This is a genomic window from Microcoleus sp. AT3-D2 (genome assembly GCF_036705715.1).
GTDB lineage: Bacteria > Cyanobacteriota > Cyanobacteriia > Cyanobacteriales > Microcoleaceae > Microcoleus.
Genome location: NZ_JAUBVE010000054.1, coordinates 30,105 through 48,078, shown reverse-complemented (window position 1 = coordinate 48,078; position 17,974 = coordinate 30,105). Strand labels below are relative to the sequence as shown.

General features: G+C 46.0%; 17 protein-coding genes. 9 read left to right on the top strand and 8 right to left on the bottom strand.

The annotated features are described in order from the left end of the window. The coding region (locus tag QUB44_RS31235; protein ID WP_445299914.1) for a helix-turn-helix domain-containing protein at positions 1 to 61 on the bottom strand (61 nt) is incomplete at its 3' end. Positions 62 to 108: 47 nt separating this feature from the next. Here QUB44_RS31235 and QUB44_RS20795 point away from each other — a divergent pair. After that, positions 109 to 414 (top strand): hypothetical protein, encoded by a 306-nt coding sequence (locus QUB44_RS20795; protein WP_333370380.1) that lies wholly within the window; start codon positions 109 to 111, stop codon positions 412 to 414. Between the two features lie 84 nt (positions 415 to 498). Here QUB44_RS20795 and QUB44_RS20790 read toward each other — a convergent pair whose 3' ends face one another. The 5 genes from QUB44_RS20790 to QUB44_RS20770 form a co-directional block, all read right to left on the bottom strand. Then, the gene (locus tag QUB44_RS20790; protein ID WP_333160431.1) at positions 499 to 1,908 is read right to left on the bottom strand and encodes a cation:proton antiporter; all 1,410 of its coding nucleotides are present in this window, start codon (positions 1,906 to 1,908) and stop codon (positions 499 to 501) included. Between the two features lie 189 nt (positions 1,909 to 2,097). After that, entirely contained in the window at positions 2,098 to 2,871 is a 774-nt protein-coding gene (gene hisA, locus QUB44_RS20785) for a 1-(5-phosphoribosyl)-5-[(5-phosphoribosylamino)methylideneamino]imidazole-4-carboxamide isomerase (protein WP_333370378.1), read from the bottom strand. 136 nt (positions 2,872 to 3,007) lie between these two features. Beyond that, positions 3,008 to 3,685 (bottom strand): TIGR02117 family protein, encoded by a 678-nt coding sequence (locus tag QUB44_RS20780; RefSeq protein ID WP_333370376.1) that lies wholly within the window; start codon positions 3,683 to 3,685, stop codon positions 3,008 to 3,010. 14 nt (positions 3,686 to 3,699) lie between these two features. Beyond that, positions 3,700 to 4,902, bottom strand: coding sequence for a glycoside hydrolase family 10 protein (locus QUB44_RS20775; RefSeq protein ID WP_333370374.1), 1,203 nt, complete (start codon positions 4,900 to 4,902; stop codon positions 3,700 to 3,702). 120 nt (positions 4,903 to 5,022) lie between these two features. Next, on the bottom strand, positions 5,023 to 6,432 hold the full coding sequence (locus tag QUB44_RS20770; RefSeq protein ID WP_333370372.1) for an amidohydrolase: 1,410 nt from the start codon (positions 6,430 to 6,432) through the stop codon (positions 5,023 to 5,025). A 209-nt stretch (positions 6,433 to 6,641) separates the two neighbouring features. On the opposite strand from QUB44_RS20770, the gene QUB44_RS20765 reads away from it, so the two are divergent. The 4 genes from QUB44_RS20765 to QUB44_RS20750 all read left to right on the top strand — a co-directional run bounded on the left by QUB44_RS20765 (position 6,642) and on the right by QUB44_RS20750 (position 10,273). Then, positions 6,642 to 7,412 carry a cysteine hydrolase family protein gene (locus QUB44_RS20765; RefSeq protein WP_333370369.1) on the top strand — a complete coding sequence of 257 codons (771 nt, stop codon included), beginning with the start codon at positions 6,642 to 6,644 and terminating at the stop codon, positions 7,410 to 7,412. 296 nt (positions 7,413 to 7,708) lie between these two features. Further along, on the top strand, positions 7,709 to 8,146 hold the full coding sequence (locus QUB44_RS20760) for a cupin domain-containing protein (RefSeq protein WP_333160423.1): 438 nt from the start codon (positions 7,709 to 7,711) through the stop codon (positions 8,144 to 8,146). A 167-nt stretch (positions 8,147 to 8,313) separates the two neighbouring features. Further along, positions 8,314 to 9,906, top strand: a complete 1,593-nt coding sequence (locus QUB44_RS20755) for a CocE/NonD family hydrolase (protein WP_333370366.1) — start codon at positions 8,314 to 8,316, stop codon at positions 9,904 to 9,906. A gap of 19 nt (positions 9,907 to 9,925) precedes the next feature. Further along, positions 9,926 to 10,273 (top strand): DUF952 domain-containing protein, encoded by a 348-nt coding sequence (locus tag QUB44_RS20750; RefSeq protein WP_333370364.1) that lies wholly within the window; start codon positions 9,926 to 9,928, stop codon positions 10,271 to 10,273. 127 nt (positions 10,274 to 10,400) lie between these two features. Here QUB44_RS20750 and QUB44_RS20745 read toward each other — a convergent pair whose 3' ends face one another. Continuing rightward, positions 10,401 to 11,651, bottom strand: coding sequence for a CCA tRNA nucleotidyltransferase (locus QUB44_RS20745; RefSeq protein ID WP_333370362.1), 1,251 nt, complete (start codon positions 11,649 to 11,651; stop codon positions 10,401 to 10,403). A 108-nt stretch (positions 11,652 to 11,759) separates the two neighbouring features. Here QUB44_RS20745 and QUB44_RS20740 point away from each other — a divergent pair, with 108 nt between their 5' ends. The 3 genes from QUB44_RS20740 (at position 11,760) to tsaB (ending at position 14,700) form a co-directional block, all read left to right on the top strand. Continuing rightward, positions 11,760 to 12,008, top strand: a complete 249-nt coding sequence (locus QUB44_RS20740) for a Ycf34 family protein (RefSeq protein WP_006632635.1) — start codon at positions 11,760 to 11,762, stop codon at positions 12,006 to 12,008. A gap of 218 nt (positions 12,009 to 12,226) precedes the next feature. Beyond that, the gene (locus QUB44_RS20735) at positions 12,227 to 13,939 is read left to right on the top strand and encodes a serine/threonine-protein kinase (protein WP_333370360.1); all 1,713 of its coding nucleotides are present in this window, start codon (positions 12,227 to 12,229) and stop codon (positions 13,937 to 13,939) included. Between the two features lie 2 nt (positions 13,940 to 13,941). Further along, positions 13,942 to 14,700 carry a tRNA (adenosine(37)-N6)-threonylcarbamoyltransferase complex dimerization subunit type 1 TsaB gene (tsaB, locus tag QUB44_RS20730; RefSeq protein WP_333370358.1) on the top strand — a complete coding sequence of 253 codons (759 nt, stop codon included), beginning with the start codon at positions 13,942 to 13,944 and terminating at the stop codon, positions 14,698 to 14,700. Between the two features lie 43 nt (positions 14,701 to 14,743). Here the strand turns inward: tsaB and QUB44_RS20725 are convergent, their stop codons facing one another. Next, a complete protein-coding gene (locus tag QUB44_RS20725; protein WP_333028109.1) occupies positions 14,744 to 15,007 on the bottom strand; it encodes a hypothetical protein in 264 nt (87 codons plus the stop codon). A gap of 150 nt (positions 15,008 to 15,157) precedes the next feature. On the opposite strand from QUB44_RS20725, the gene QUB44_RS20720 reads away from it, so the two are divergent. Continuing rightward, positions 15,158 to 17,890, top strand: a complete 2,733-nt coding sequence (locus tag QUB44_RS20720) for a CHAT domain-containing protein (RefSeq protein WP_445299913.1) — start codon at positions 15,158 to 15,160, stop codon at positions 17,888 to 17,890. Positions 17,891 to 17,974 lie beyond the last annotated feature (84 nt).

Below are 17,974 nucleotides of genomic sequence, written 5' to 3'. Positions count from 1 at the left end.
GCAACAAATTTTCCTGTTCCGGCGTTGGGTATAATCGATAGCTGAAGGCTTTTAGTGTCATGCTTACTTTAAATGTGATGTTTTACATAGTAGCACCTCTTATGTAAGATGGTACGTCTTAACAAAAATCTATGTAAAGCCGTCCTACAAGGACGGGGTTTCAGACCCATTTTTTCTGATGAAGCTAGCTACAAATCGCACTGGGATAGTTTATCGAACAGATTTCGGGAAGCTTTGATGAACGGCATTGTGGGTTTTGAGAGGACTATTGCTCGGTTGGAAGGCAACTATAAACTTAATCAAAACCGCAGCCTGGTCGATCGACAAAATGTGTCAAACGCACTGCTAGAAAGTTTAGATCCGGCTGCTGTGGTTGGTGTGAAAATGCAAGATAGCCTGGAGGCTAATGAGTAACAATGGAGACGATCGCCGGAAAGTGGTTCAAGACCAGCCGATCGCCCCCAACCACCTCAACACAGGCTTAATATCACCCGCTAATCAAACGATTTGCTCGCTAGAAGGTTCGCCACTAGCAGGAGGCTCTACCGTATCACCAAAGGCAACCCGCAGAAAAGGCGGAGCCAAAAAAGTCGTCAGAATCACCATGATAATAATCGAGACTTCTAACGGTTTATCCAAAACCCCACTCGCCGAACCGATGCCGGCAAACACTAAGCCGACTTCGCCCCGAGGAATCATCCCCACTCCGATCGCCAATCGATTGATTCCCGGCAGACCAAACACCACCCAACCAGTCACCAGCTTGCCAAAAATCGCAACCACAATCAAAAATACGGCAATCAAAAGACCAGCCCGATTATCCGGCACTGTTGGGTTCAAAACCCCCAAATCCGCCCGAGCTCCCACCGTCACAAAAAAGATGGGAACCAGGAAATCCGCGATGGGCTTCACCAGTTCATCCAACTCGTTGCGGGCATCGCTTTCATCCAACACCAAACCAGCCGCAAACGCACCCAAAATCGCTTCGAGATGAATTGCGTTGCCCAGAAAAGCCATGAAGAAAGCAAAGATAAATGCCGGGATGACTATATTACCGCGAGTTTTGAGTTTCTCCACCACCGCAGTGAAGCTTTTGTTGAAGATGCCGCCCAACAGAATAGAACCGAGCAGAAAGGCAGTTGCACTGACAATCAAATAGATGACATTAACAACATCAATCTCACCGGTTTTCGCTAAACTGGCAACAACAGCTAGGACAATAATTCCTAGCACATCATCAATCACCGCCGCACCAACAATGATTTGACCTTCTTTAGATTTGAGTTGTCCTAATTCCGACAAAACTTTGGAGGTAATTCCGATGCTGGTTGCCGTCAAAGCAGCCCCCGCAAAAATCGCCGGAATCGCCGCCGTGTGGAAAATGAGCATCAAGCCCGCAGTACCGGCGGCAAAGGGAAATGCCACGCCCACACAAGCGACCACGACAGCTTGAACCCCCACTTCCTTGAGTTGTCTGATATCCGACTCCAAACCAATTTCAAACAGCAGAACAATCACGCCTATTTCAGCCAGCACTGAAATGACTTCACTCTGCGATTCAAACACACTGGTGAGGGCGGCAGGAGACAGATGATTAATCGATTGCACAACTGTCATAATCCCTGAGTCTGAGGCTGACAGCCCTGCTTCGGGAAAAATGACCAGGTGTAAAGCAGATACGCCAACAATTACCCCTGCTACAAGTTCACCCAAAACCGGCGGTAAATCGAACTTTTTAGCCGCTTCCGCGCCTAATTTACTGGCGAGATAAATCACTACCAAACTGAGCAAAACTCCGCTCAGAACGATCGGCGAATTCTCTGCATCCACTGTTGCTAACAAAGGTATGGGAGCAACTAGGGATGCCATCCCAGAACTTAAAGCTGTAATTGTATGGTTCAAAAACATGGTTACGATGATGGTAAGAAAGACGATTCTACGGTGACTGTTGACTGTTGACTGTTGACTGATGACTGTTGACTGTTGACTGATGACTAATGACTAATGACTAATGACTAATGACTGTTGACTGTTGACTGTGAGTCGGAAAATTGATAACTGTTACATATTGGGTAGCCAGTTAACTCGACATGACTATCAAGCAAAGCTTGAAGAACCCAAATCTGGCGGTACATCCTGCCACCGCCCTTGTCCGACTGCTTGAATTGCTTCTTTTAGCAAGATATCGCCGGTATAAATTGCCCTACCGACGATCGCACTTTTGACACCAATTGGTTCCAAAGCCAGCAAACTCAACAAATCGGCGATCGAACTAACGCCACCTGAAGCAATCACCGGAATCGAAATAGCGTTAGCAATTTCGCGCAAAGATTCCAAATTCGGCCCTTCCATAGTACCGTCGCGGTGAATGTCGGTGTATATAATTTCAGCCGCCCCTAACTCGGCCATTTTTTGCGCCAATTCTGTCGCTAAAACTTCCGAAGTTTCTAGCCAGCCTCTAGTAGCAACTTTACCATTTCTGGCATCGATGCCAACCAGAATTCGGCCGGGAAATTCGGCGCACAATTCGCCGACTAATTGCGGTTGTTCGACGGCGACAGTGCCGAGAATGGCGCGCCGAACGCCTAAATTGAGGATAGCAGCAACAGAAGCGCGATCGCGCATTCCGCCACCTACTTGACAGGGAACGTCTACTGATCGGACGATCGCTTCAATGGCTGCTTGGTTGACTGGATGACCTGCTTTGGCGCCGTCGAGGTCTACTAAATGCAGCATTGTCGCGCCTTCATTTACCCACTGTCGGGCGACTTCGACGGGGTTGTCGTTAAAAGTTTGAGACTTCGCGTAGTCTCCCTGATACAATCTGACGCATTTTCCATCCAATAAGTCGATCGCTGGAATTACATTCATGATTTTTGCTCAAATTGGTAATAATTATACCAGTTAAAAAAAAGAATGCAACTTTAAGCTCCCAACCCATACATAATCATTCATTATAAATTTTATAACCGAAAGTAAAGATATTATTGCCCTTACCTAATACCATTTATTTGTGACATTCGCAACCGCTATTAAGATGAAACATAATCGCCGAAGAAAGCGTTGACCATAACGGAGTGTTGACATCAGCTTTTTGCAAAGCTTCGGCCGTCCAGTCATTGCAAGTTCTCAAAATAGAGTAACTGCCTTTTGCTTCATAAAAACTATCGCTGTTGTCGTAGCCGTAGCTAATTTTCATTTTCTTACCTGCTGCGTCTAATAGGAATGAATTTTTAATAAAATTTACCAGCATCAGATAATTTTCGCCGCTAAATTTGACACATTTTGTTTCTATACTTTGGGGAAAAGCCCGATAACTTTGAACCTGTACGGTAGAGGGAGTAGGGAGAAATAGCGCTTTGAAAGCTGTAACTGGGTTGATACTTCCTGATGTGGGAGTTTCCAACATAAAAGCTCGATCTCCCCAGCCAAAAGACAAATATTTATAATCAGAAGTGGCATCCCGCCCTATTTCTGTTAGCGGTAAAAATTGATTCCAGTCAAAATATTCATTTTTAACTGGAACAATGATTTCGGTGTGGATGCCTTGGTTGGAAATGTATAGAGAGATTGTGCAATCTGCTTGCGAGTAATTTCCCCACTTTCTGGGAGTGAAATAGCCAATTGTTAAGAAAGCGCTTAAAGATAAGATGACAATTCCTAAGCGCTGTATGATTTTTCTCATTTTAACCGTGGGTTTCAAATTCTGGCTTCGGAGGGCGGGCGCTGCATCTTTGTGGGAAAGAATTCTTGCAAGGCATTATTGCGCTGTTCGGGGGTTTCCTTCGCCCAATTCGACAAACTTTCGTAGAAAAAGAACGACACGCCAGCAAAATCTCTTTTTCGCACTTCTTGCACTTGTTCTTGAATTTGTTTGAGGGGAACGGAATTATTTTTAAGGCCTGTTAAAATGCCGATCGCAGTTGGAATGTTAAGTTTAGCCAATTTGACTTCTTCCCGTTCCAGTTCGGCACTAAAACGCTTGATATCGCTGCGATAAACCTGCAACACAATTTCGTCGATGTAGCCGCGTCTTTCCCAGGTAAACCAGTCCTGCAAGTGGGCGGGTAAAGAAAAGTGAAAAGGGTTCGGAGATAAGCTGACAATACATTTTTCTTTGCGGGATTTGATGGCGCGGGAAATTCGCCCCATGAAGTCGTTGATTTTGTCGGCGCGCCAGCGCACCCAGAAGGTTTCGCGGGGGTCGTCGGAGGGAGGACTTTTGATTTGTTCCTGATACATTGACACTGTTAATGGCTCGTAGCCAAATTCTACTGGCAAGCCGAAATGGTCGTCAAATTGAATGCCATCTATATCATAATTATCGACAATTTCTAGGATTAAACTTAAGATAAATTGCTGCACTTGGGGATGAAAGGGATTCAGCCAAACTCGATCGTGTTTGCCTTCTTTCCAAATAGTTGAACCGTCGCGCCGCTGCGCCAGCCACTCTGGGTGAAGTGTGGCTAATTCCGATTCGGCTGGAGCCATGAAACCAAACTCAAACCAGGGGATTACTGCTATACCTTTTGGGCGGGATTGTGCTATAATTTCTTTGAGGGTGTCTCGGTCTTTCAATCCGGGCGATGGGTCGATCGACTGTCCGAATACTCGTTGGGCGGCAGCACTCGGATAAAGCGTATAGCCTCCTTGCCAAACCGTGGGATAGATGGTATTAAAATTGAGTTGATCCAGTCGATTTACAGCGTCAATGATGTTGTTGCGGGAGAAAATAACGTCGCTGTCAATGTTCGTCAGCCAGACGCCGCGCAATTCGGTTGTTGGGGTTTTGGGCGGGGTTTGAGCCAAGAGACGGGGGGATAAAATCGCGGAGGAGGTAAGGGCGATCGCAAAAACAACTATTAAAGCCAGTATCCGCTGCCATTTGTGCAGTTTAATCATCAATTTTTCGCAAATATGATTATTGTGAGAGTTCTATTTTACCTCACTCAATAGCACCATTCTCAAGAACAGACATCTTGCCTGTTCTTGAGAATGGTGCAAGATGTGAGTTTTACCCTACTAAGAATAACCTTGCAGGTTCATGACTTTTCGATAGTGCGCTTCAATCTCGCTCACCGTTTGCGATTGACGCTTGCTAGTCCACTCGCTGCGATCGAATAATTCCCGCCTCAAAGCATCAACATCGATCGTTTTCACCTTACCTTCGGCGACAATTTGCTTGCCGTTTACCCAAACGCTGTCTACCGCATTAGTCGGGCGCCCTAATATTAGCAAGCCAATCGGATCGGTGCGCGGCAGCAATGATAAATTGGTTAAATCATACAGCACAAAATCTGCTTTTTTCCCGACTGTCAGCGAACCCATTTCATCGGCGAGATTCAAGCCTTTTGCTCCTCCCAGGGATGCCATTTCTACAGACTGGCGCGGTGTAATCCATTGGCGGTAATCCAAATCCGTGATATTGTGCAAAATCGAACCAATTTTAATCGCTTCCAGCAAATCTTGAGAGTCATTGCTAGCAGCGCCGTCGCAGCCAAAAGATACGTTAACTCCCGCTTGACGATATTTCAAAATCGGTGCAATGCCGCTTCCTAACCGCAAGTTGCTGAGGGGATTGTGTACGACTGTCGCTCCAGTTTTTGCCATAATCGCAATGTCGGAATCGTCCAGCCAAACGCAGTGCGCTAAGGAAGTTCGGGGGCTCAAATAACCAATTTTTTGCAGGTGTTCGACAGCGCTACAGCCGTATTTTTCGTGAGCTAACTGTTTTTGAGCGGGGGTTTCCAAGAGGTGGGCGTGCCGACAAAGATTGTAGCGATCGCTCAATTCGATGCAGCCTTCAAACAAAGCATCAGAACACAGTTGAATTCCCGTCGGCGCCAACAAAATATTAACACCTTTTTCGGGATTGTGAAACTGTTTTATGGCTGTTTCCATTAATTCCAAAGTTGCCTTAGTCGATCGAATGTAAGCCGCGTGTTCGATGCCACTATCGCCAGAAGGCATCCCCGCCGTCAGGGATTGATCTTGAATTAACGGCCCGATAAAAGCGCGGATGCCGATTTCTTGATAAGCGCGAACAGCGGCGGCGATTGTTTCTAATTCTTGCCCCGGAATCAAAACTAAATGATCGACTACGCTTGTACCGCCCGATAGCAATGTTTCTACCGCAGTTCCCAAGGCACTCAAGTAAACTTGTTCGGGATCGAGAGGTGTAAAATCGTATAATTCGGCAATCCACAACTCCAGCGGCAAAGGGGGAATAATGCCTCGTTGCCACATTTCTGAAGAGTGAGTGTGCGCGTTGACAAAACCCGGTAGGAGCAGCTTATTTTTGCCGTTAATAACTGTTCCGGCAGGCTCTAAACTGGGTCCGATCGCACTTATGGAATTATCCACCACTTGCACATCTGCGGTTTCATAACCACTATCAACCGAAATTAAAGCATTTTGAATTGTAAAGCTCATAGATTTACCCTTTTGGTAATTTTATATGGATTTTTATTGTATGATTCCCAGGCGCTAACATTTGCGATCGCCTGTAATAAAGTTAATAAATCATAAAAACTCTCAAATAGTTGCCGCTGATACTTAATTATAACCAAGATTTAAGATATGACAAGTTAGTGACAATCAAATAGTTATAAGATTGAAATTGTTTTTGAGTCAAAATCAATATGAACCCTGATTCTCTTCGCACCTTGGGCGTACCGCCGAATGCTTGGAAAGTTGATGCCAAAATTGCCGATATTACCCGATCGCCGATCGCCCCTCAACCTGTTACCCTGGAAACAGAAACTAAAACTCTGCGTTTGGACTTAGCAAAAGCAGCAATGTTGGTGATAGATATGCAAAACGATTTCTGTCATCCCGACGGTTGGCTAGCACATATTGGCGTAGATGTAACGCCCGCGAGAACTCCAATTAATCCTTTAAAAAATTTGCTGCCAAAATTGCGATCGCACGCAGTACCAATTATTTGGATAAACTGGGGAAACCGCCCCGATTTGCTCAATATTAGTGCAGCTTCCCGTCACGTTTACAATCCCACAGGCGACGGCGTAGGTTTGGGAGATCCGCTGCCAAAAAACAACGCACCTGTACTGATGGCAGGGAGTTGGGCGGCGCAGGTTGTCGATGAATTAAAACCCATACCGGAGGATATTTGCGTTGATAAATATCGGATGAGTGGCTTTTGGGATACTCCTTTAGATAGTATCTTGCGGAACCTCGGCAGAACTACACTTTTCTTCGGAGGAGTAAACGCCGATCAGTGCGTCATGGCTACGCTGCAAGATGCTAATTTCCTGGGTTACGACTGTATTTTAGTCAAAGATTGTACAGCTACGACATCGCCAGATTATTGCTGGCAAGCTACTCTGTATAACGTTAAACAATGTTTTGGTTTTTTGTCGGATTCTCAGGCTATGTTAGAAGCAATTAAATAGCAGTCATTGGTCATCAGTCATTAGTCATTAGTCATTAGTCATTAGTCATTAGTCATTAGTCATTAGTCATTAGTCATTAGTCATTAGTCATTAGGAATAAATTTTTGATGCTAAACTGCGACAGGACTTACTCGATGCCAGAAACCTGGTTTTTTCGTAAATCTCTAGCTATCAAACAACGATTTTTCAGACAAAGCCGGTTTCGTAAGTCCTGAACTAATGACTCTGGCTTTTCACTAATGACAGCAGAAACATAACCACTGACAACTAACAATAAAAAAATGACAAACCACTGCATGATTCCTGTTATAAAGTCTCCCAAAGACTACCAAGCATTTCGCATCAGTCCGGGCGATACTAATAGATTAGCTATCGTCTTCGATCCGGTAATAGCTAATGTTTCATTAACAGTTTGCGTGGAGATTTTCGATGTGGGCGGCAAAACTCCTCCCAACCGCCATCAATTTGCAGTAGAAATGTTTTTTGTACTCAAAGGAACTGGGCAAGCAACCTGCGACGGCAAAACAGTTAGTATTCAACCGGGAGATAGTTTGTTAGTGCCTCCAACAGGCACTCACGTAATTGAGAATACGGGCAGTGGACGTTTGTACACTTTGTGCATCATGGTGCCGAATGAGGATTTTGTGGAACTAATTCGCAGCGGTACACCAGTCGAACTCGATGAAGAAGATATGAGAGTTCTTAGGCGATCGGATGTACTCGTACCGTGTTAGGTTTGTAGTAAGGACTTGATTCCTAGGTTTGTAGTAAGGACTTGATTCCTAGGTTTGTAGTAAGGACTTGATTCTTTAGAAAAAGCACTAAAGCCCTTACTACGAACTTTTTAAGTGGATGTTTTTTAGGATTTATGCTGAAACTTTGTCCGAAAGAAACAGCGTCTATGCTAACTAAAGATGCGGTTCGTTTAGATGCTGACATCTACCGCCCCGATGCGGAGGGCGAATTTCCAGTATTATTAATGCGGCAACCTTACGGAAGGGCGATCGCCTCTACAGTAGTATATTGCCATCCCGCATGGTACGCCAAACACGGCTACATCGTTGTCATCCAAGACGTGCGGGGACGCGGCACTTCCGAAGGCGAATTTAACCCATTTGTTAGCGAAACACAAGACGGTTTTGATAGCGTCAATTGGGCAGCTAATTTGCCGGGAAGTAACGGCAAAGTCGGAATGTACGGTTTTTCCTACCAAGGCATGACTCAACTCTACACTGCTGCTGCTAAACCGAGCGCATTAATCACAATTTGTCCGGCAATGGTAGGCTGCAATTTATACGCAGATTGGGCCTATGAAGGCGGCGCGTTTTGTCTGCAATCAAATCTTGGCTGGGCAATTCAGCTAGCGGCAGAAACCGCTCGCTTAAAAGCCGATATTTCTGCCTATCAAGCCTTTTATGCAGCTTCGAGAAATCTCCCGCTATACGATACCGTGCCCGCGCGTCCTGACATTATTAAAAATATAGCACCAGACTCATATTACCACGATTGGTTGGATAATTATCGACCGAGCGAGTATTGGAAAAACTTATCGCCAAACATCAAAGATTTAGACTTGCCAATGCTGCACGTTGGTGGTTGGTTTGATACTTATTTGCGGGGAACAATCCGTCTTTACAAGGAAATGGCGGCCCGGAGTTCCTGTCCGCAGCATTTGATAATTGGCCCTTGGGCGCATTTACCTTGGGGGCGAAAAGTTGGACCGTTGGATTATGGTTTTGCAGCTTCAAATCCTGTGGATAAGCTGCAAATTCGCTGGTTCGATCGCTTTCTCAAAGGAGTTGATACAGGAATATTAGACGAACGGCCGATTTCGCTATTTGAGATGGGGAGGAATGATTGGCGGAAATTTGAGAAATGGCCTAATAATAATCATAAATCTTATTTTTTAGCAAGTACCGGACTTGCCGCGATGAGAGAAGATGCGGGTATTTTAACAGAGAGTTGCGCGGATGTTTGCACTGATGATATATTCGTACATGATCCTTGGCGGCCGGTGCCATCCTTGGGAGGCCACGCTGCATTTCCTGCAGGTGCGATGGAGCGATCGACTATTGACTGCCGCACCGATGTGTTAACATACACTTCGGCACCGCTAACAGCAGATTTGCACTTAGCAGGAGATATAATTTTAGAAGTATTTTGTACCGCCGATGCGCCGAGTTTTGATTTGTGTGCGATACTTTCTGAGGTCAAAGATAGCGGCAGTGTCTACAATTTTACTCAAGGTTACGTCCGGGTGAATTCAGGTGAAACACCTGTAATAATTGTGCTGCAATCCACTTGTATGCAAATTGGTAAACGTAATGCGTTGCGTCTGAGTTTGAGTGCTGCTTGTTTTCCCGCTTACGACGTGAATCCGGGAACGGGTGCGCCGGGCGGTGAAGCGCGGGCGATCGATGCTAAAATTATCACGCTGACAGTAAGTTGTGGCGGGAATTGTCCCTCTCAAATTTTGCTGCCAATTCTCCATTAAACCTAGAATTTATTCAATTATGAGCATTATTTTTCACATCACCCGCAGCCAACAGTGGGAAGAAGCAAAACAAGTTCAATCCTATCGCGGCGATACGCTAGATACTGAAGGATTTATCCACTGTTCGACTCTGCCACAAGTTGTTAGAACTTCCAACAAATTTTTTGCTGGACAAACAGGATTGCTGTTGTTGTGGATTGACTTGGAAAAAGTGGAAGCAGAAGTTAAGTATGAACCTGCTGCTGGAGATTTTTATCCACACATTTACGGGCCGCTGAATGTTGATGCTGTGTTGAAAGTTGTTGAGTTTGAAGCGGGTGCAGATGGCAAGTTTGAATTGCCGGAAGCATTAAAAAATCTTGTTTAAGATTCTGATTTTTTAGCATTGTAAACTAACTTTTTAGGGCGGGCTAGAAGCCCACCCCACGGGAAAGTTGAATTTTGTGGAACGGGCATCTTGCCCGTTCTAATTTATGAAATTTATCAATTTAAACTTACTGATTCACCAATTCTGCAGCCAATTTCAGCGCATCTTCGCGAGTCGCAATTCTACCCTCCACCCGCGCTAATTGAATCTCCATTAAAAATTGACCGATGCGCGGACTTCTCGGCAAATTTAAATATTCCATTAAATCATTGCCGCTAACTAATTGTGTGGGATGAGCAATAATATCATCAGCATCCAGATAGCGATTAATTAACAGTGAAATATCCTCAACCGCAACTCCCGCCGCCACCGCCAAAACCGTTAAAACGGGAAATACTATTCCTACATCCCGAAACAAAAAATACTGTTCTCGCAAAGACATTTCCGCAATAGGTTTTGCTTGCAATTGTGGCAAGTATTTCAAAAGCCCGATCGCACTTTTAATCTCCGCATTGCTGTACTTCAACCGCAGCAACTGCGTTTCAGCAATTGTCGGGTCAGAATCTGCCAAAATAGCCAATTTCGCGACAGCCAACAAAGGCGTTTTAATCGTATCTCGAATCGAGCGCGAAAATTCTCTCCCCAAATCTGGATAAATTGCCGCTAACTTGTCAGCAGACGCATCAATTTTTGTCAAAATATCAAAATGGTCGATCGCACTTTCAAACCAAATCGAAAACAAACCATCTTCGCAACCGCGACAAATCCAAGGAACACCCTCTGGATTGCTCAACAAATAACCTAATTCCGTCCGCACCCGTTCCACCGCTACCCGACTCAACAGCGGCGCCAATTCCCGAATCGCCGATTGAGTTTCAGCTTCGATCGCAAAACCCAACTGCGCCGCTTGGCGGTAAGCTCTTAATAACCTTAGCGGATCGTCCTCCAAATTTGACCGCGAAACCATCCGCAGCAAACCCAACCGCAAATCAGTTTGACCGTCCAAAGGATCGATGATTTCTCCGGTAAAAGGATTGCAGGCGATCGCATTTATCCGAAAATCCCGGCGCCGCAAATCCCCCTCCAGACTCCCCCCTTCCGCCTGCGCCAAATCCACCGTACCGCCCGCAAATACAACCCGTGCAATTTGGCGTTCCGCATCCAACAAGACAAATCCACCTTTCGTGCGATCGGCAATTTTTCGAGCAGTCTTCACGGCCCGTGTTAGCATAACGAAATCTAAATCAAAATAGTGCGATCGCCTCCCCAGCAGCGCATCCCGTACCGCACCGCCCACCAGATAAGCAGGCGGTGTCAGCAGTTCCAAATCAAACGGCCAAGTATCAGGAGATAATGAAGAGGGCAAATTAATCGGCATCGCAACAAAAATCTACTTTCCTTACAAACAATTAAACTCTTGCTACGCTAGATTAACAGAAAGCTCAAATTTCACCAATCTTTTTGAAATGCACAGAGGATATCAAGAATGTGTATTTGTATTAACTGCCACTATGTAGACCGCTGCTTCACCTACCACGCCGTAGAAGAACAGCACGAACAGCTTCACCTTACCGAAACACCCGATTTCGACCCCGTAGAACCCACCATCAACGTCAACATCCGCCCCCGCCAAGACGAAATTGAAATGGAATGGGATGTAGTTGGGTGTCAGAGTTTCAAGCAAGAGACCGGCAAATGGGCAAAATTGCGGCCTGGCGAACTCGTCCCGACTTAAGGAAGAAGTCATTAGTCATTAGTCATTAGTCATTTGTTGGTTTTTGGTTGCTATTTGTTGTTTTTTATAGTTTTTTTGTGAGTGGTTGGCGATAACAACCAATAACCAATAACCAATAACCAATTCCCGATGCCCCATTCTCAATTCCCAATTCCCAATTCCCCATTCCCAATTCCCAATTAAAAATCTAAAATCTAAAATCTAAAATCTAAAATCCAATGTGCTATTGCTTAAACCCAACTTGTCAGAATCCGCAAAACCCAGGGGATGCAGAATTGTGCCAAAGTTGCGGCTCAAAATTGTTGTTAACTCTTGACGCAGAAACGCCATCAGCATCTCGCTACCGAACCATAAAGCCGATCGGGCAAGGAGGCTTTGGCCGAACATTTCTAGCAGTTGATGAAACCAAACCCCTGATTTTTTCGCAGTGCGTAATCAAGCAATTTTTGCAGCAAAACACCGCAGCCGAAAAAGCCGCTCAACTATTTCACCAAGAAGCAGCCCAGCTAGAAACCTTGGGAAAACATCCCCAAATTCCCGAATTAATCGCGCATTTTGAACAAGACGGGAGACAGTATTTAGTACAAGAATTTATAGACGGCAAAAACCTAGCCAGAGAATTAGAACAAAAAGGAGCATTCACCGAAACTCAAATTAGGCAAATCCTCAACGATTTATTGCCAGTGCTCCACTTCGTCCACAAATCCAAAGTCATTCACCGCGATATCAAACCCGAAAATATCATTCGCCGCCGGCTAACTCCAGCCCCTTTACCCGCCTTAGAAAATTCCTACCAACCCTCTCCTTTCCAAAAAGATATTGTTTTAGTAGACTTTGGTGCAGCCAAGAAAGTAACAGCAACCGGGTTGCCGCAAACTGGTACAATCATCGGCAGTGCTGCTTATACAGCCCCAGAACAATTGATGGGAAAAGCAGTTTTTGCCAGCGATATCTACAGTTTGGGCGTTACCTGCATTCACTTGCTGACAGAAATTCCTCCCTTCGACTTGTTCGACAGTACAGAGGATTCTTGGGCTTGGCGAAATTATTTGAAGACTGCTGTTAGCGACGATTTCGGCCGCATCCTCGACACCATGCTTCAAAGTGCCACCAATCGGCGCTACAGTTCAGCATCAGCAGTCATGCGGCACTTGAACCCCAAACCAGTCTATTTAGACGCACCGCCTGTGCTAGACGCGCCGGAAACGCCCGCAGAACGGGTGGTTACACCTGCGCCCGGTGTCTCGCTTTTCACTCGCCAACAGCAAGCCGAAATTCAGCAAGCTTTACAAGAGGATCTCGCCCCGTACAATGTTACAATCCAAGTCAGTCAAGCCAAGCAACAGCTCAATATCGTCATCAACAGAACCGAAGACAACCCCGTTTACTATCCGCACTTATCTCAAATAATTGCCACCAGACTGACCGATTTGCAGTTAAATAAAGTCGCAGCCGTGAAACTGTTGGGAAGAGTCAACAATTCTCGCCGCCCGGAGTGGAAGCAAATATTGCAAATCGATCCCAAGATTAAATTGAGAAACAAACTCGTGCGGCTGCAACACAATCAATTACTAAAGAAAGCCGCCTCTGTTACTACCCAAGAATTTTGGCTGCCCAAGTTGAAAACTCAGGATTTTTGGATAGATGCGCTAATGTTTGCCTTAGTTTGGTTTATCTTTGGCTCTCAAATAGTCATTTTTAATTCTTGGTTTGCGCTAATAGTTGCGTCGGGTTTTATGACGGTGAAGCATCAAGTTTCCCAGCACAAAGAATTTGCCAATAAAAATTTATTTGCAAGTTTAGTAGTGCTGTTTTTGGTGACTGGGGGCATGGGTAATTCGAGGATTTTAAATACGGGAATATTTGGCATTCTTTTGGGTTGCTTAGTTGTGGCTTTACCGCTGTTTTTTGTTAAGGAAAATTACCAGTAATCGTGAATAGCAATCCCCAAGACGGAACATCTGTTAAAAAATACGGCTTAGCCCTGCACACAGCTAGTCGCGAACTCGGTTTAGCCATCAGCAATTTTGCTGGGGATTCTCGCTGCCAAACTTGGAATTTGGATCGGGATTTAGCAACTCATTTGCATCAGTATTTAGTCGAGTTTATTGGGCCGCAAACTTGGGGTGATTTGGCTTTTATTGCAGTGGCGAAGGGGCCCGGAGGTTTCACGGGGACTCGGATGGGTATGGTGACGGCGCGGACTTTGGCTCAACAGTTGGATATTCCTGTTTTTGCGGTTTCAACTTTGGCGGCTGTCGCTTGGGCGGAACCCCCCCAACCCCCCCTTGCTAAGGGGGGGCTTTTGAGTGCAGAACCTCCCCTTGCTAAGGGGGGGCTTTTGAATACGGAACCCCCCCAACCCCCCCTTGCTAAGGGGGGGCTTTTGAGAGATGATATGGCGCTGCAAATGCCTGCACAGCGGGGACAATTGTTTGGGGCGGTTTATTCAGTTAACAAAGATTCTGGTTTAATTGAGTTGTTTCCTGAGACGGTGATGACTCCTGAATCTTGGCACGAAAAGTTGGATAATTGGGGGAATTCTTATCAGTTGATTGAAGTTGGCAGTGAGTTGGGTTGGTCGGTTTCTAGTGTGTTGGAATTGGCTTATTTGGAGTGGCAAATGGGAAGTCGTCCTGATTGGTCGGATGCTTTGCCTTTTTACGGGCAACATCCGGTTAAGGGACACTGAATATTGGGAATAGGGAATTGGTAATTGGTAATTGGTAAATTGTTTATTTCAGGGCGATACAAACTTCGAGGCAAAAAGTTAATGTTAGGGGGTCTGGGCTTTCGGTTCGCAATCGATCGATCTCAGCTCGATCGCAGCCGCGAGATTCCATAAAATCGAGCATCCAGTTCGTTATTGTGGCAAGATCGATGTATTTTGCTCCGAGACAAACAGGGCAAATTTCTGGGCTGAGGGTACCGGTGCCGCCGCATTCGGGGCAATCCCAGTGGGTTGTTACGGGATCGGGGGTAGTTAGGATGTTGTTCATGCTGGGAAAAAGTACGCGCGGCGTAGCTATGCGGCAGGGAATCGCACTACTCGTTCACTCTAGCAAATATGCCGATCGCCCTTACTTCTTCCTGTGTTTACACTAAGCGAGCTAGTGATTAAGATTGACAAAAATACAAAAGGGGTGGCTATGTTCGATCGCACTCAATGGTTTTTGGCTGGTATGTCGATCGCGCTTTCGCTTCAGCTAAGTCAGCCAGTGGCAGCAGCCGTGCCCGTTGGTAAAGTCGTACAAACAGCACAAATTGGCAGTAGCGACGCTGCACAAGCTGTAGCAGCAGCAAAAGCAGCAGCAGCTACAGAAGCTTTAATAAAAGGAACACAACTTTACCAGCAAGGAACGGCGGAATCTTTAAGAAGTGCGATCGTCAAGTTGGAAGAAGCATTAAAGCTGTATCGAGAAGCGGGCGACAATAGAGGGCAAGCACTTAGCCTCCTTGGTCTTGGCAGTATCTACTCAGCATTGGGAGAACAACAGAAAGCGCTAGAGTATTACAGCCAGTCGCTTCCCCTGTATCGAGCAGTGGGCAATCGCCATGGGGAAGCTACCACCCTCACCAACATCGGCAAAGTCTACTCAGATTTGGGAGAACAACAGAAAGCGCTAGAGTATTACAGCCAGTCGCTTCCCCTGTTTCGGGCAGTGGGCAGTCGCCGTGGGGAAGCTTACACCGTCAACAACATCGGCAAAGTCTACTCAGATTTGGGAGAAAAACAGAAAGCGCTAGAGTATTACAGCCAGTCGCTTCCCCTGAGTCGGGCAACAGGCGATCGCGGCGGGGAAGCTATGACCCTCAACAACATCGGCGGTGTATACTCAGAATTGGGAGAACAACAGAAAGCGCTAGAGTATTACAGCCAGTCGCTTCCCCTGTATCGAGCAGTAGGCGATCGCAGCGGGGAAGCTTACACCCTCAACAACATCGGCGGTGTCTACTCAGAATTGGGAGAAAAACAGAAAGCGCTAGAGTATTACAGCCAGTCGCTTCCCCTGAGTCGGGCAACAGGCGATCGCTTTGGGGAAACTGTCACCCTCAGCAACATCGGTCAAGTCTACTCAGAATTGGGAGAAAAGCAGAAAGCGCTAGAGTATTACAGCCAGTCGCTTCCCCTCTCTCGGGCAGTGGGCGATCGCTCAGTGGAAGCTGTCACCCTTTACAACATAGCTAATGCCAAACGCGATCGAAACAATCTTACCGAAGCCCTCAACGACATTGAATCCTCTATCAAAATTATCGAAAACCTCCGCACCAAAATAGCCAGCCCAGAACTCCGCAGCTCATACTTTGCCACCGTACAAAACTACTACGAATTCTACATCGATTTGTTAATGCAACTGCATAAAACTAATCCTAAATCCGGTTATAATACAAAAGCCTTAGAAGCCAGCGAACGTTCTCGCGCCCGCAGCCTCCTCGAACTCCTCCAAGAAAGTAACGCTAACATTCGCGAAGGCATTTCCCCCGATTTACTGCAACAAGAAAAGAGCGTGCAACAGCAACTCGATGCCATTGAAAAGCAGCGCATTCAAGAACTCAGCAGCCCCAATCCCAATCAAACTAAAATCGCTGAAATCGACTCTGGGCGCCTCGCACTTTTGCAACAATATCAGCAACTTCAAACTCAGGTTCGTACCGCCAGCCCCCGCTATGCAGCCCTCACCCAACCCCAACCTTTAACGCTGCCAGAAATTCAAAAACAGATTCTCGATGAAAACACGATTTTATTGCAGTATTCCCTCGGCGAAGCTCACAGTTATTTGTGGGTTGTGACATCAACAGGACTAACTAGCTATGAATTACCAAAACGCGCCGACATTGAAACAGCAGCCCGCAATTTCCGAGACGCAATAACTAGCCCAATCCAGAGAGATATTCCCCAAAAAGTTGCTGAAGCAAGTGCAAATCTGGGTCAATTAATTTTACAGCCCGCAGCAGCCCAATTAGGCAATAAACGCTTATTAATTGTTCCCGACGGCGTGCTGCACTATACCCCTTTCCCGGCTTTAACTCTTCCCCAACCCGCCGGACCAAATACCAATGTTCCCTTAATTGCCGAACATGAAATTATCACTCTGCCTTCCGCCTCAACTCTCGCCATTCTTAGGCAAAATTACGGAGATAGAAAACCACCAAGCCGAAATTTAGCAATTTTAGCCGATCCTGTTTTCAGTCCAGACGATGAAAGAGTCAAAGGAAAAATCACCCAAGCAACAACAGAAAAATTAGAAGCAAATAACCTCGGTTTAAATCGCTCGCTTCGTGCTTCTAATCGGCAATGGCCGCCCGAACGCCTCGCATTTACCCGCCAAGAAGCCCAAACAATATCCAGCTTATTTCCCTCAGCTTCTAGCAGTCAAAAGATTGATTTTGATGCCAGCCGCACTACTGCCACCGACGGCAGTTTAGCTAATTATCAAATCGTTCACTTTGCCACCCACGGCCTTGCCAACAGCAAAAATCCCGAACTGTCAGGAATTGTGATGTCGATGGTAGATGACAAGGGCAATCTCGTCAATGGTTTTTTGCGCCTCACGGATATTTTCAACTTGAAACTGGCGGCAAATTTAGTGGTTTTAAGTGCTTGTCAATCGGGCATGGGACAGAATGTTAAAGGCGAAGGAATGGTGGGATTAACAAGGGGTTTTATGTATGCGGGGGCGCAGCGGGTGGCAGTGAGTTTGTGGAGTGTAGATGATGAAGGAACTGCTGTGTTAATGCAAAAGTTTTATCAGAAAATGCTGCAACAAAAGTTAGCGCCGGCGGCAGCTTTGAGGGCGGCGCAGATTGAAATGATGCAGCAGGAAAAATGGAAATCTCCCTATTATTGGGCTGCTTTTACCTTGCAAGGGGAATGGAAATGAGATACAGCACTTTTGCTGGTAAGTAAGTACATAGCCCTTGTAGGGACACGGCAATACCCATTGGTGTCAACAAACACGTTAAAC